14 protein-coding genes, 2 pseudogenes and 1 riboswitch are annotated in these 13,961 nt (G+C 68.2%); of the genes and pseudogenes, 4 read left to right on the top strand and 12 right to left on the bottom strand.

From position 1 onward, the window contains the following. Positions 1-35: 35 nt before the first annotated feature. Complete coding sequence (locus tag HMPREF1868_RS08350) at positions 36-755, bottom strand: metal-dependent hydrolase (RefSeq protein WP_197414986.1); 720 nt, start codon at positions 753-755, stop codon at positions 36-38. A gap of 173 nt (positions 756-928) precedes the next feature. After that, positions 929-1,014, top strand: a riboswitch (ZMP/ZTP riboswitch). An 80-nt stretch (positions 1,015-1,094) separates the two neighbouring features. Here HMPREF1868_RS08350 and HMPREF1868_RS08345 point away from each other — a divergent pair. Together HMPREF1868_RS08345 and HMPREF1868_RS08340 are read left to right on the top strand one after the other, a co-directional pair. Beyond that, the gene (locus HMPREF1868_RS08345) at positions 1,095-1,739 is read left to right on the top strand and encodes an IMP cyclohydrolase (protein WP_062531644.1); all 645 of its coding nucleotides are present in this window, start codon (positions 1,095-1,097) and stop codon (positions 1,737-1,739) included. Positions 1,740-1,841: 102 nt separating this feature from the next. Continuing rightward, positions 1,842-3,020, top strand: a complete 1,179-nt coding sequence (locus HMPREF1868_RS08340; protein WP_062531643.1) for a phosphoribosylaminoimidazolecarboxamide formyltransferase — start codon at positions 1,842-1,844, stop codon at positions 3,018-3,020. A gap of 157 nt (positions 3,021-3,177) precedes the next feature. Here HMPREF1868_RS08340 and HMPREF1868_RS08335 read toward each other — a convergent pair whose 3' ends face one another. From HMPREF1868_RS08335 to HMPREF1868_RS08325, 3 genes and pseudogenes are all read right to left on the bottom strand, one after another. Next, entirely contained in the window at positions 3,178-4,368 is a 1,191-nt protein-coding gene (locus tag HMPREF1868_RS08335) for a DUF389 domain-containing protein (protein ID WP_062531642.1), read from the bottom strand. Between the two features lie 161 nt (positions 4,369-4,529). Then, positions 4,530-4,715: a hypothetical protein gene (locus HMPREF1868_RS08330; protein WP_062531641.1), complete on the bottom strand. Its 186-nt coding sequence runs from the start codon at positions 4,713-4,715 to the stop codon at positions 4,530-4,532. Next, positions 4,712-5,032 (bottom strand): annotated as a pseudogene (locus HMPREF1868_RS08325) (ATP-binding cassette domain-containing protein); the annotation flags it as partial. The pseudogene HMPREF1868_RS08325 and the gene HMPREF1868_RS08330, both read right to left, overlap by 4 nt. Before the next feature lie 62 nt (positions 5,033-5,094). On the opposite strand from HMPREF1868_RS08325, the pseudogene HMPREF1868_RS08320 reads away from it, so the two are divergent. After that, positions 5,095-5,445 (top strand): annotated as a pseudogene (locus HMPREF1868_RS08320) (methyltransferase domain-containing protein); the annotation flags it as partial. Positions 5,446-5,702: 257 nt separating this feature from the next. Here HMPREF1868_RS08320 and feoB read toward each other — a convergent pair. The 3 genes from feoB to HMPREF1868_RS08305 all read right to left on the bottom strand — a co-directional run bounded on the left by feoB (position 5,703) and on the right by HMPREF1868_RS08305 (position 9,485). Then, positions 5,703-7,694, bottom strand: coding sequence for a ferrous iron transport protein B (feoB, locus tag HMPREF1868_RS08315; RefSeq protein WP_062531639.1), 1,992 nt, complete (start codon positions 7,692-7,694; stop codon positions 5,703-5,705). Next, on the bottom strand, positions 7,691-7,918 hold the full coding sequence (locus tag HMPREF1868_RS08310; RefSeq protein WP_062531638.1) for a FeoA family protein: 228 nt from the start codon (positions 7,916-7,918) through the stop codon (positions 7,691-7,693). The genes feoB and HMPREF1868_RS08310 overlap by 4 nt, the downstream gene beginning before the upstream one ends. A 622-nt stretch (positions 7,919-8,540) precedes the next feature. Further along, on the bottom strand, positions 8,541-9,485 hold the full coding sequence (locus HMPREF1868_RS08305; protein ID WP_231782281.1) for an EamA family transporter: 945 nt from the start codon (positions 9,483-9,485) through the stop codon (positions 8,541-8,543). 100 nt (positions 9,486-9,585) lie between these two features. Here HMPREF1868_RS08305 and HMPREF1868_RS08300 point away from each other — a divergent pair, with 100 nt between their 5' ends. Continuing rightward, a complete protein-coding gene (locus HMPREF1868_RS08300; RefSeq protein WP_009278433.1) occupies positions 9,586-10,212 on the top strand; it encodes a uracil-DNA glycosylase family protein in 627 nt (208 codons plus the stop codon). Positions 10,213-10,253: 41 nt separating this feature from the next. On the opposite strand, the gene HMPREF1868_RS08295 is transcribed toward HMPREF1868_RS08300, so the two are convergent. The 5 genes from HMPREF1868_RS08295 to HMPREF1868_RS08275 form a co-directional block, all read right to left on the bottom strand. Beyond that, positions 10,254-10,781, bottom strand: a complete 528-nt coding sequence (locus HMPREF1868_RS08295; RefSeq protein ID WP_062531636.1) for a GNAT family N-acetyltransferase — start codon at positions 10,779-10,781, stop codon at positions 10,254-10,256. A gap of 242 nt (positions 10,782-11,023) precedes the next feature. After that, on the bottom strand, positions 11,024-11,218 hold the full coding sequence (locus tag HMPREF1868_RS08290; protein WP_062531635.1) for a helix-turn-helix transcriptional regulator: 195 nt from the start codon (positions 11,216-11,218) through the stop codon (positions 11,024-11,026). Further along, entirely contained in the window at positions 11,215-11,730 is a 516-nt protein-coding gene (locus tag HMPREF1868_RS08285; protein ID WP_062531634.1) for a hypothetical protein, read from the bottom strand. The genes HMPREF1868_RS08290 and HMPREF1868_RS08285 overlap by 4 nt, the downstream gene beginning before the upstream one ends. Before the next feature lie 140 nt (positions 11,731-11,870). Next, entirely contained in the window at positions 11,871-12,854 is a 984-nt protein-coding gene (locus HMPREF1868_RS08280) for an ABC transporter ATP-binding protein (RefSeq protein WP_062531633.1), read from the bottom strand. Next, on the bottom strand, positions 12,847-13,953 hold the full coding sequence (locus HMPREF1868_RS08275; RefSeq protein ID WP_062531632.1) for an ABC transporter ATP-binding protein: 1,107 nt from the start codon (positions 13,951-13,953) through the stop codon (positions 12,847-12,849). The genes HMPREF1868_RS08280 and HMPREF1868_RS08275 overlap by 8 nt, the downstream gene beginning before the upstream one ends. Positions 13,954-13,961 lie beyond the last annotated feature (8 nt).

Genomic DNA, 13,961 nt, shown 5'->3' with positions numbered 1-13,961 from the left:
AGGCGCTGCCGCGGCGGTGGCCTTTCTCCGCGCCATTATGACCAAGTCGGCAGCCCGGGCGGCCACGGGAGGGCGATTCCCAGCACGCCACGGGCAAAGGAGCACAGAAGGGCGAGAAGCGCCAGCCCCAGCACGAGACCGTCCGCCATGCCAGCAGACCTGAGCAACCCCAGGCAGACACCGCGACGCAGGGGCCAGAGGAGCCTGAGCGGCGTCTTGTTGAGCAGGTCGAGGGCAAGGTGAGAGGCGTATCCCAGCGCCAGGGGGACGGAAAGCGAGGGAAGGGCGAGGCGCGTCGCGGCGTACGCGGCCACCAGCGCCACGAGCGAGTGGGAGAAGCCCCGGTGCCCCGACGCGCGGCCCGCGGCGCAGACGGCGACGAGCGTCATGCACCCCGCGAGCTGGTCGGGACCCAGCCGTCCCGCGTGTTCCCGCAGCCATGCGAGCGGATCCTGCCCCGCAGGGAGCGCGCCCGCCGCGGCGAGGGCCAAGGCCAGGGCGAGAAGTGCCACCAGCGCCGCCCAGGCCCGCCTGAGCTCGCGCGATGCCTCGCTGGTGGCGACGTCCGTGTCGGGCAGCATGCCGCCCGCGGCGCCTGCTGCGGCGAGGGAGAGGAACGCCGCGGGAGAGAGACTCGCGTCACCCATGGATGCCAGCGAGGCCGACGCGGCTGCCGGGTCGGCGAGCCGCGCCGCGACGAGCCCCGCAGCCACGGCGACCGCCGCGCCAACCGCCATGTGCGTTCGTCCCGTCACGAGGCTCCTCTCGCCCGTGCGCATATCCGCCAGAAAACACCCGGTCGCGGTCCAACCAGCCATCCCGCACCGCCCGCGACGGTCCCCCGGGCGCGCCCCGACACTCGTTGACGTCTTGTGTCGCATCCCATTCTGGCCCCAGCCGTCGCGCCGCGCATGCTACATTTCTGCCAGATACGCGCCGTTACTGACGGATAGACGTGGGTCACCACGGTGGAGCGGCGCGCAAGCCATAGTGCCGACCGTCTGGGCAAGCAGCCTTCGCCGAGGGCCGCTTGCCCTTTGCCTTTGGGCCCGGGGCCATTCGGGGGACGAGGTCCCAGACGGAAGGACGTGCGCATGCAGGAACTCGTGGAGCTGCTTCGGGCAAACCCGTATCCCGGTCGCGGCATCGTGGTGGGCAGGGACTGCGTCTACTACTGGATCATGGGGCGCAGCTCCAACAGCCGAAACCGCGTCTTCTCCCTCACCGAGGACGGAATCCGCACCGAGGCGCATGACCCGGCCCTGCTCGAGGACCCGAGCCTGATCATCTACCACCCCGTGCGCCGGATGGGCGAGAACCTCGTGGTGACCAACGGCGACCAGACCGACACCATCGTGGAGAGGCGCGACTTCCGCACTGGCTGCATGGCTCGCGAGTTCGAGCCAGACGCGCCCAACTTCACGCCCCGCATCAGCGCCGTCGTGCGTCCCGACGGGAGCTTCGAGATGTCGATCCTCAAGCGCCAGACGGGCGATTCAGGCCGCTGCTTGCGCCAGTTCTTCTGCTACGAGGGGGCCGACGAGGGGGTGGGCTACCTCGTCAGCACCTACCAGGGGGACGGCAGCCCGCTGCCCAGCTTTTCCGGCGAGCCCGTCGAGGTCGCGCTGCCCGCGACGGCGCGGGAGGTCTGGGACGCGCTGGACGATGACAACAAGGTCTCCCTCTATGCCCGCATCGGCGCGAAGGTGACCCTCTTCAACAAGAACCTCGGCGACTAGCGGCGCCTGTCGCGCTGGCAGCGATAGCGCGCTGGTAGCAATGCCTCGCTGCGACGTGCGCGCGACACTCTCGCCTGGAAGATGACCCATGGAAGGAAGAACATGAACGAGCTCGAGCTCAAGTACGGCTGCAACCCCAACCAGAAGCCCGCCCGCATCTTCATGAAGGACGGCTCGAACTTGCCCGTCACCGTGCTCTGCGGCAAGCCGGGATACATCAACTTCCTGGACGCCCTGAACTCCTGGCAGCTCGTGCACGAGCTGGCCGAGGCCACGGACATGCCGGCGGCCGCGTCGTTCAAGCACGTCTCGCCCGCCGGCGCCGCCGTGGGCAAGCCGCTGAGCGAGGTGGAGCGGCAGATCTACTTCGTCGAGGACGAGGGCGAGCCCTCCCCCATCGCCTGCGCCTACATCCGCGCGCGCGGCGCCGACCGCATGAGCTCCTACGGCGACTGGGCCGCGCTGAGCGAGACCTGCGACGCCGACGTGGCACGCTACCTCAAGCGCGAGGTGTCCGACGGCATCATCGCGCCCGGCTACACCGAGGAGGCCCTGCAGATCCTGGGCGCCAAGAAGGGCGGACGCTACAACGTGGTGCAGGTCGACCCCAGCTACCGTCCCGCCCCCACCGAGGTCAAGGACGTCTTCGGCATCAGCTTCGAGCAGGGGCACAACGACTTCAGGATCGATCGCGAGCTCCTGGGCAACGTGGTGACGCGGAACCGCGACGTTCCCGAGGCGGCGCAGATCGACATGATCGTGAGCCTGATTACGCTGAAGTACACGCAGTCCAACTCGGTCTGCTACGTGAAGGACGGGCAGGCCATCGGCGTGGGCGCCGGACAGCAGAGCCGCGTCCACTGCACCAGGCTAGCGGGTGGCAAGGCCGACACCTGGTTCCTGCGCCAGCACCCCAAGGTCCTGGGGCTGCGCTTCGTCGAGGGGATCCGCCGCGCCAACCGCGACAACGCGATCGACGTGTACATCTCGGACGAGCACGACGACGTCCTGGCCGAGGGCGAGTGGCAGAAGTGGTTCGCGGAGAGGCCCGAGGCGCTGACCCGCGAGGAGAAGGCGGCGTGGATTGCGACGCAGACCGGCGTCACGCTGGGGTCGGATGCCTTCTTCCCCTTCGGCGACAACGTCGAGCGCGCCCACAAGAGCGGCGTCAGCTACATCGCCGAGCCCGGCGGCTCGATCCGCGACGACAACGTGATCGAGACGGCCGACAAGTACGGCATCGCCATGTGCTTCACGGGAATGCGGCTGTTCCACCACTAGGAACACAAGGGGCGGAGCCGCACCCTCGTGTGCGCGCTGCTGTGAGGGCCCCGCCCCCGTGCGCGCCACGCTTGCCTCTCTCCACGCACCCATCTTGTCTTTCGCTACAGAAATGCCTCGAAATGGCGAGAAAAGCGTGGCAAACGACAAGATGGGGCTATCGAGATGACGCGTTCGACGTAGTCGCGGCAGCAGGTGCCGAGCCGTCATCGGATGGCGCAGGCGAGCCATTCTCGCTCGCTGTCGCGTCACCGTCGGCGTCGGCGCCCGTACTCGACAACTCGAAGCTCACCTCGTCGAGGTCCTTCACATGCACCCTGAGCAGCGCCTCGATCTCTGCCTTGCGCGTGTCGTCCAGCGGCGCCGACGTCACCACCCGCGCCACCACCTTGCGCGAGAGCGAGCCCGCCCCGGAGTCGTACGAGTCGAGCGCCCCAACGCGGTACGACACGAAGCCGGGGCACACCGCCTCGAGCTCCTGCGTCGTCGTCCGCGCGTCGTAGCTGTCCTGGATGGTGAAGGTCTCGCCGTCGTTCTTCGCCATGGTGTCCTGCACCAGCCGCGCGGTCATCACCGTGCAGGGAATCGCGAAGACCAGCGTGCCCACCAGCAGCCTGCGGCGAAGGCGGCGGCTCCTCTCCAGCGCCTCCTCGTCCTCCTGCACCGTGACCACGCCGTCCCCGTCGACGTCGCGCTTGAGGGGCGTGCGCAGCAGGACCAGCACGAACTCGGCGGCAAATGCGATGAACACCACGTTGAGCGAGAACTCGTAGAAGGCCCCCGCAAAGTACGCGAGGTCGCTCTGGGCCACGCCGTAGCCCGCCGCGCAGAGCGGCGGCATGAGCGCGGTCGCCACGGCGACGCCCGAGAGCAGCGTGGCGGGCTCCTGGTTGCGCGAGATGCCAATGCCACCGGCGAATCCTCCGGCCAAGGCGATGAGCACGTCCCACACCGTCGGGCTTGAGTTGGTGAGCAGCTCGGAGGTCTCGCTCGAGATGGGCGAGACCACGAAGTAGAGGGTCGAGGTGACCAGGCAGATCGCGACCTGGACCACGAGGCCAATCAGCACCTCGCGCAGGAGGCGCAGGTCGGCGGTGGCGATTGCGTAGGCGAGCGCCATGACCGACCCCATGAGCGGGCAGATGAGCATCGCGCCGACCACGGCCTCGGTGGAGTCGACGTTGAGGCCGACCGACGCGATGAGCATGGCGACGATGAGGATGCAGAGGTGTGTCCCGTCGATGCGCGCCCCAGAGAGGATGCGCCGACGTATGGTCTGGTGGCTCGCGCGGCCGTCGCGCACGTTGCCCAGGCGCCGCAGCGCGCTCAGCAGGTCATCCTTGGCCATGCGGTCGCCCCTCCCCTTGCCCCGCCCGTCGCGGACGCCTTGGATTGTAGGCCGAGGAAGGGGCGGCAGGCGAGAGGGGCGCGCGCCCGACGTCGCGCGCCCGACGTATCCGGAGGTACGTGGGGCGGCAGGCGAGAGAGGCAGACCCCGCAGCACGTCGGTCAGTCCCTCTCCTCCAGTGCGAGCGCGACGTTTCCTCCCAGGAGGAGGACGATGCCCGCCCACGTGAGCGCGGACGTCGCGGCGGGTCCCAGCAGCTCGCCGGGAAGGTACAGCCCGCCCATGATCAGGAACAGGCTCAGCATGACGAAGAGGAGCGCCAGCATCTTGCGCGCGGTCTCGCTCATCGGCCGACCCCCGTCCTGCCCGCCTCAAGCAGGCGCACGTACGCCCCGTCCTGGGCGAGGAGCTCCTCGTGGGTGCCCTGCTCGACGATGCGGCCGGACTCGAGCACCACGATCTTGTCGGCGTCGCGCACGGTGTTCAGCCTGTGCGCTATGACCAGCGTCGTCTTGTCGCGGCAGAGCTCGCTCATCGCGAGCTGGATGTGGCGCTCGTTGTCCGCGTCCACGCTCGCCGTCGCCTCGTCCAGGATGACTATGGGCGCGTCCTTCAGGATGGCGCGGGCGATGGAGACGCGCTGCGCCTCCCCGCCCCTGACCGTCCAGTCGTCCGTGCGCGCGGACAGCGACCACAGGGCCCGGTACTCCTCGCACGAGGAGGGTTCGTGGTAAGAGACTGCAAGCGCACCCCCCTGACGCGGAGTCCTTCGACGTCGTCATCTGCTCCATGAGCTTCCACCACTACCCCACGCCGCAGGACTTCTTCGACAGCGTGTTCCGCGTGCTGCGCCCGGGCGGCAGGCTTGTGCTCAACGACAGCACGGGAAACGCGCTCCTGCTGTGGGTGGTGAACCACATCGAGCTGCCCCTCGCGAACCTCACCCACAAGGGCGACGTGCGCATCTACTCGCGCAAGGAGCTCGAGTCGATGTGCTCGAAGGCCGGCCTCGGCATCGAGACCTTCGTGAACGACAAGGTCTGGCACCTGCACATGGTGGCACGCAAGCCGCGGTAGGAAACTCGCGGGGGTACCGGCTCGCCCAAGGGGGCGCCGGCTCGCCCGATCTTGTGGTGCGGGACGCCAGCTCGCCCGATCTTGCAGCTGTGGACAGAATTGCCCCCGAACGGCGAGAAATGCGTCCACGTCTGCAAGATCGGGCGCCGGGGCCCCGTCGCGGGCCCCGTTGTGGCGCCGAAACCCCGTCGCGGCGCGAGGCCATGGCGCCAATCGCGAAGCGCCGGGCCCCGTCGCGAGGCCCCAGCGTGGCAACGTCACACGAACAGCACCGCCACGTGATACACCACGAACGCGATGGCGAGCGCCAGCGCGAAGTAGGTCGCCCCGATGATCGCGGTCCACTTCGCGGAGTGGGTCTCGGAGTACGTGGTGGAGAGCGCCATGGCGCACGGGACGTTGAAGGTCACCGCGAACATGTAGGCGAGCGCCTCCGCCGGCTGGATTCCCGCCGCGAGGCCCGACGCGCTGACGGCGCCCGACGCATTGGCCGCCGACGCGGCGGCATACAGGCTGCCCGCAGAATCGGCCTGACACAGCGCCGAGAGGACGCCCAGCGAAGCCTCCTTGGCGAACATCGATGCCAGGAACGAGACGAAGGTCTTCCATCCCATCCCGAACACGCGGGTCACGGGCTCTATGGCGTGGCCCATGGCATAGAGCGCCGAGCCCGACACGTCTCCCGTGGGCGACCACGACAGGACCCAGAACAGGGTGGACGAGAGGAACACGATCGTGAGCGCGCGCCTGAACACCCCGACGCCGTGCCTGAGCGACGAGACCAGCAGGGCGCCGATCTTGGGGCGGTGATACGGAGGCAGCTCCATGACCAGGCCGGAGCGCTCGCCCTCGGGGTTGAGGCGATGTCCGTAGGCCTTCGATATGACCAGCATCACCAGCATCATGACGACGAAGATGCCCACCATGACGAGGGCCATGCCTCCCGGCCCGAAGAAGACCATGGCGATGGTGGGGATGATGGAGAAGGTCGCGCCGCAGGGAACGGCCCAGGTGAGCATGGTCGCCAAGAGGCGTTGGCCCCAGGAGTCGACCACGCGGGTGCCCGTGACCCCCGCCATGGTGCAGCCCAGGCTCATCATGAAGGGCATGATGACCTTGCCCTGCAGCCCGAGGGCTCCCATCCAGTCGTCGAAGGCGTAGCTCACCCGGGCAACGACGCCCGCCTCCTCCAGGAGGCCGAAGGCGAAGGTCGCCCCGAAGCAGAAACCCGCCATGGCGATGGAGTAGCCGACGGCGGTGATGAGCCCCTGGGACACGTAGGCGGCTATGAACTCGCTGGCGCCGGCGGAGGTGAGCCCGACGTAGGCCGGGAGCTCCAACGAGCTGACGACAGCCATTCCCGCCAGCATGATGGGCGAGGAGACCAGCATGGCACCCACGAGGCCCAGGAGGATGATGCCCGTAGAGGCGAGCTTTCCCCAACGACGCGAGAGGAGCGCCGCATCGAGGCGCGGGAGTCGTCTGACGGAAGCGCCGTCCGAGGACTGCACGCCCTCCAGCATCGCGTCGACCCAGGCGAAGCGCGCCGTGGCGCACGACACGGCACCAGACTCGCTCGCAGAGGCGGCGCGGGCGGCGAGCCACACGGGGCCGAAGCCCAGGGACTCACGCGAGCCAGACGCACGGTCCTCTCCCCCGCTCGCCGTCACGTCCCGAAACGCGCGTACCCACTCGGGAGAATGCCGCCTGTAGAGGTCCTCCATGGCGTCGGGGTCAAGAACCAGGCGGTCCCTGTCCGCGCGGTCGATGGCGTTAATGAGGTCGTCATGGCCTTCCCCGCCGTTGGCCACAAGGGGGACGACGGGGATGCCGAGCCTGCCCTGGAGCAGCGACGCGTCGACCTGCTTCCCCTGGGCGCGGGCCACGTCCATCATGTTGAGCGCAAGCACGCAGGGCAGGGTCGTGCCTACGACGTCCGCCAGCATGTAGAGGCTGCGCGAGAGCTGCGACGCGTCGGCCATGACGACGATGACGTCCGCCGCGGCGGACTCTATGTAGTCCTGGGTCACGCGCTCCTCGTCCGACTGGGCCGAAAGGCTATAGCTGCCAGGAAGGTCGCAGACCTCATAGCTGCGGCCCTTGCGCTCGAAGCTACCAAGCTTCTTCTCTACCGTCTTGCCTGGCCAGTTGCCCACGTGCTGGTGAGACCCCGTCAGGCGATTGAAGAGGGTCGACTTGCCCGAGTTGGGCTGGCCGAGCAGTGCCAGGCGTATCCTGCGGGCGCTCATGCGGACACCTCCTCGACCTGGATGTCATCGCAGCCGCGACGCCCCAGGGCAAGGAGGGTGTCGCGGGAGAAGACCAGGAGGGGCCTGCGCCGGTCGTTCCTGCGAACCTGCAGGACGCTCCCCGGTATGACGCCCACCGACGCGAGCCTGCTCAGCTGCCGCATGTCGCCGCCCAGCCTCGTGACGCGAACCTGCGAGCCCGCCGTCGCCTTCGATAGATTCATGCTTCCCCCTTTGGTGACCCTGACCGCCCGTAATTGGTGGCGGTCGAATTCACGTTAGCTTACTTATCGGACGAGAGAAGCTCCATGCGGACGCGGCGGGCGCACGTCTCCGCCGCCGTCGGCGCATGGTCTTGCACCGCCCTCCAACGGTTGGCTCCGTACGCCTCTCCGGCAGTTCGGCCCGGGCGCGCCTCTCCGCCGATTCGGCCGGCCCCGCAGCTCTCTCTGCCGGCCGCCTGGCCTCGGACGCCTCTCCGGTGACGCACCTCTCCGGCGGCTGCTGCGGGCCCAATCTTGTGGTCGTGGACAAAACCACCCCCTGTCGGCGTGAAAAGTGTCCACGTCTGCAAGATCGGACAGCAGGGACCCGGCCACGTGGAGTCAAGCGAGCGTGGCGCCCCTGTGGCGCAGCCGAGAGCAACCGCGCTTCGTGTAGTTGTGGACAGAATTGCCTCCGAAAGGCGAGAAAAGCGTCCACGTCTGCAAGATTGGGCGCCGTGGCGACGGGCTACTGCGATTCCGGCGGCAGGCGGCCGTACGGCAGGCGACCGTGCGGCAGGCGGCCGCAAGTCAGACAGCCGCAGACCAGGCGAGAGTGGCTTCCGTGTGGCGCGGGTCTCGGCTACGCCAGCAGCGTCATGGCTACGGTGCCGGCGACCATGAGCGCCAGGCCCAGCGCCGCGCGGCGCGTGAGCGGCTCTCTCAGCACCAGCCACGCGAAGGCGACGGAGACCAGGATGGACAGCTTGTCGATCTGCACCACCACGCTCACCACGCCGGTTTGGATCGCACGGTAGTAGCAGAGCCACGAGGCCCCGGTGGCTACTCCCGAGAGCAGAAGGAAGCCGAGCTCGCGGCGGTCGACCGACCGAAGCTCGCCCAGCTTGCCGCGGAGGAGCACGATGGCCCAGGACATCGGCAGCACCACGCAGGTGCGCAGCGCGGTGCCGAGGCTCGACTCCACGCCCTCGATCCCGACGCGGCCCAGGATGGAGGTCAGCGCGGCGAAGACGGCCGCCAGGATGGCGTAGGGGAGCCACCCCAGGCCATGGCGCCCCTCTCGCCCGCCGCCCGGCTGCTCGCCGCGGCGCCCCTCTCGCCCGCCGTCCGCCGCGTCCTCGCGGCGCTCGATCATGAGCAGCGTGCCCAGGAGGATGACCGCCGTGCAGACGAGCTTCGCCGCGAGGTGGGCGGTCTCTCCCAGAAGGGCGATGGCCAGAAGCGTCGCGAGCACGGCACTGCTCTTGTCGATGGGCACCACTCGGTTGACGTCACCCAGCGAGAGCGCTCGGAAGTAGCAGATCCATGACGCGCCCGTCGCCAGGCCCGAGAGCCCCAGGAAGACCCATGAGCGCAGGGTGAGCGCGGACATCGTCGGAGCCGAGCCCACGACGGCCACCACCAACCAGGCGAAGGCCAGCACGACCGTGGTGCGAATGGCCGTCGCAACGTCGGAGTCCGTCCGCTGGATGCCGAGCTTCGCCAGGACGGACACCACGCCCGCAAAGAACGCCGAAAGCACCGCCGCAGCAACCCAACCCATGACACGACCCCTCCCCTTGAGCATGCGCGTCGCGCGCTCCCACCGTAGCGCTTCGCGGGCGCCTCGGCGGGTAAAAGGAGTCCTGACGCGTTTTTCGACCCGCTCGGACGAGGGAGGTGGAGCGATGGTCCACGCTCGCGAAGGCGAGAGGGACGCTGCGGACACGGCCCGCAAGGTCGAGCTCATCCGTCAGGAGATCCGCGACGACCCCCAGAACGCGGACTACACGAGACGTGGGATCGACCCGCTCTTCGTCGTCGGGGCCGACGCGCGCATCGTGATCGTGGGGCAGGCGCCCGGCGTGCGCGCGCAGGACAGCGGCATGCCATGGAACGACCGCAGCGGGCAGCGCCTGCGCTCCTGGATGGGCGTCGACGACGAGACCTTCTACGACTCCGGCAAGATCGCCATCATGAACATGGACTTCTACTTCCCGGGGACGGGGCGCTCGGGAGACCTGCCGCCTCGCGCCGGCTTCGCCCAGAAGTGGCACCCTCGCCTGCTCGAGTTCATGCCACGCGCGGAGCTCATGCTGCTGGTGGGAGGCTACGCGATGCGCAGGTACCTGGGACTCCCCTCGTCCGCCCGGCTGGGCGACGTGGTACGGGACTTCCGCCGCTATGCGCCGGGGCGGTTCCCGCTGGTGCACCCGTCGCCGCGCAACCAGCTGTGGATGGGCAGGAACCCATGGTTCGAGGAGGACGTCGTCCCGGCGCTACGCAGGCGCGTGGCGGAGGCCTTGCGGGATTAGCGCGCCGTCAGCCCCCGCTCCTGCCGCGCCGAGCGCGAAGGCTACCCCTCGTGCGCGGCGACGAACTTCTCCATGTAGACCATGTCATACCAACGGTCGAACTTGCGTGCGCACTTGTTGAAGCGCCCCACAAGACGGTACCCCATGCGCTCGTGGAAGCGCACGCTCGCCTGGGTGAGGTATTCGTCCTCGGGTTCCACGTAGGCGATGCAGGCGTAGAGGTTGGTGATGCCGCGCGCGGCGCAGGCGACCTCGAGGTCCTGGTAGAGCCTGCGGCCCACGCCTTTGCCACGCTGGTCGCGCCTCAGGTAGATGGCCGTCTCGACGCTGCAGGCGTAGGCCTCGCGCGCGTGGAACTCGCCCACGTAGGCATACCCCACGGGCTCGCCGCCGGCCTCGGCCACCAGATAGGGATAGCGCGCGCCGATGGCCTCGATGCGTCGGCGGAACTCGTCCAGGCTGGGTGGCTCGAGCTCGAAGGTGATGGCCGTGTCGCTGACGTAGGGGGCATAGATGGCGAGAAGGGCCTCCGCGTCGTCTGGTACCGCGCTGCGAATCGTGATGTCCATGCGCCTCTCCCCCAGACGATTGCGTGCGCCCGGCACGTCTGGCGCACCAGATGCGCCCGGCACGTCTGGCGCACCGGATTAGTGTACACAAACTCAGCATTTTGCCAGGATAAGCTCGATATGGGTGGTTTTTGAAGCTCTCCGACGAGTCCATGTACACTAATTTGCCGTGAGGGGCATGCGAACGCCGCCATGCAACCGGGGGCGAGGCCGTCGCTCGGGGTCCCTTCACCCAGGTCCCGTCACTCTGGCCAGAACAGCTCGTCCAGGCTCCGGCCCAGCCTCTTGCATATTGCGACGCAGAGCCTGATGGTGGGGTTGTAGTCTCCCCTCTCCACCGCGTTGATGGTCTGACGCGACACTCCCACGGCATCGGCAAGCTCCTGCTGCGACAGCCCCGCCTCGGCGCGCGCCCGCTTCATGGGGAGGTTGTTCATGCCTCCCTGGCCTCCCGGCGCCCCTCTTCCCGCAGGCGCCAGACGCGCGCCAACGCGACCAGGGACTCGAGCACCCAGCACACGTTGATCAGCAGCGTGCCGTCGCCAAAATCGAGCCTGGCTCCGGCGGCGAGCTTGGACATGAGGCCCGGTAGCCCGAGCGCCAGGGCGATGACGCCCAGAACGAGCAGGAGCACGACCCCCGGCAGGTAGTTCCTGCGCATCCCAAAGTAGGCGTCGTGCCAGATCGCATAGGTGGCAAACGCACAGAGGTCCACGCACAGTACCAGCACCATGAGGAAGCCGGAATCGAAGGGGGCGTCCTTCCAGGACTCGGCCACGAACGCCGCAAGGAGGAGGAGCACGGAGTTGAGGATGAAGCCGACCTTGTATGCCTTCCCCATAACCGCGGTCTGGCGCTCGTCATAGCTCCTATCGCCCTTCTCGTTGGCGACGCACAGCATGACCGCGACCATCGAAACCACAAGAAGGATCATTCCCAGGGCGAGCATGCGAGCCTCCCTACCTCAGGTGGGAAAATGTCGTATATATTTGACTCGATTGTACGACAGCAAGCACATTTGTCAAATAAACACGACATCCCCGAGAAGGGCTAAGTGCCCTCCACGGCAGCTCGGCATGGCCCCGTACCCTACGCCGGAAGCTGGAGCCCGTCGTAATGGCAGCGCAGCTTGTGGCCCGGCGAGACCTCGCGCATCTTGGGGAACTCCTTGACGCAGCGCTCCGTGCAGTGCGGGCAGCGGGTGTGGAAGGGGCAGCCCGTTGGCGGGTTCATGGGGCTGGGCAGGTCTCCCTCGATGAGCACGTGGCGGCGCTTGGACTTGGGGTCGGGCACCGGCACGGCCGAGAGCAGCGCCTGCGTGTAGGGGTGGCACGGCCTCGCGTACAGCTCCTCGTTGGGCGCCATCTCCATGATGGTCCCCAGGTACATGACGGCGATGCGGTCCGAGATCATCTCGACCACCGACAGGTCATGCGAGATGAAGAGGTAGGTGAGCTCGTAGCGCTCCTGCAGGTCGCGCAGGAGGTTGAGCACCTGGGCCTGGATGGACACGTCGAGCGCCGAGACGGGCTCGTCGGCGATGATCAGCTTGGGCTGCACCGAGAGGGCGCGGGCGATGCCGATGCGCTGGCGCTGGCCGCCGCTGAACTCATGCGGGTAGCGCTCGCCATGGGCGGGCGAGAGGCCCACCGTGCCAAGGAGCTCGTGCACCCTCTTGAGCCGCTCGCCTGCGGACATCCTGGTGTGCACCAAGAGTGGCTCGCCGATGATGTCCTGCACCTTCATGCGGGGGTTGAGCGAGCCGTAGGGGTCCTGGAAGACCATCTGCATCTTGGCGCGCAGGGGGCGCATCTGGCGCTCGCTCAGCGCCGTTACCTCGTCGCCGTCGAAGAATATCCGCCCCTCGTCGGGCGTGATCAGGTGGTCTATCAGGCGGCTCGTGGTGGACTTGCCGCAACCGGACTCGCCCACGAGCGAGAAGGTCTCGCCCGGCATGACGTCGAACGAGACGTCGTTCACGGCATGGACGTAGCCGGTTGGGCGGCCGAGGAGGCTCTTGCCCACCGGGAAGCGCTTCGAGACGTCCTGCACGGAAAGCAGCGGCTCACTCATGCGTGGGAACCCCCTTCGCGTCTTGTGCCGACACATCACCGGCGACCACCGACGCAGCGACAGTGGCATCGGCCGCGCCGGCGCCGTCAGCCAGACCGCCGATCCCGGCCGCGTACTCCACGCTGGCACCGGCCGCGGCGTATGGGCAGGCGCAGCGATGGCCCTCCCCCACCTGCACGAGCGCGGGCACCTTGGCCTCGCAGGCCGGGCGCGCCATGGGGCAGCGCGGGGCGAAGCGACAGCCCGCGGGCATGGCCGCGAGGTCGGGAACGCTGCCGGGAATGGACGGCAGGCGGTGCACGCGTCGGCCAAGCCGGGGCACGGAAGCGATGAGCCCCTTGGTGTAGGGGTGGCGCGGACGCTCGAAGAGCTCCTCGACCGGTGCCTCCTCCACGATGCCGCCGGCGTACATCACGATGACGCGGCTGCAGGTCTCGGCCACGACACCCAGGTCGTGGGTGATCAAGAGGATGCCGGTGTTACGCTCGGCGCGGATGCGCTCCATCAGCGCCAGAATCTGGGCCTGGATGGTCACGTCGAGCGCCGTGGTGGGCTCGTCGGCGATGAGCAGCTTGGGCTCGCAGGACATGGCCATGGCTATCATGACGCGCTGGCACATGCCGCCCGAGAGCTCGTGCGGATAGTTGCGTAGCGTCACTTCGGGCTCGGGGATGCCCACCAACCGCAACGCCTCGACCGAGCGCGCGTGGATCTCCTCGCGGCTCAGGTCGTTGTGCAGCCGCAGGGCCTCAGCGAGCTGCTCGCCTATGCGCATGATGGGGTTGAGCGAGCTCATGGGCTCCTGGAAGATCATCGAGAAGTCGTTGCCGCGTGCGTCTCGCATCTCCCGGTCGCTCAGCTCGAGGATGCTGCGGCCGTCCATGACCACCGAACCCGAGGTGCGGCTGGTGTCCTTGCTCAGGAGGCGCATCACGGCCAGCGAGGTGACCGACTTGCCGCAGCCGGACTCCCCCACCAGGCCCACGATCTCTCCGGCGTGGATGGAGAACGACACGCCGCTCACGGCGGTGATCCATGACTTTCGGTCGCGCTTGAACTCGACCTTGAGGTCCCTGACCTCAAGCAGGGCGTCTTGCATCTGCGCCT

Source organism: Olsenella sp. DNF00959, from assembly GCF_001553055.1.
Classification (GTDB): Bacteria; Actinomycetota; Coriobacteriia; order Coriobacteriales; family Atopobiaceae; genus Olsenella_I; species Olsenella_I phocaeensis.
This window is presented reverse-complemented; position numbering and strand designations above follow the sequence as displayed.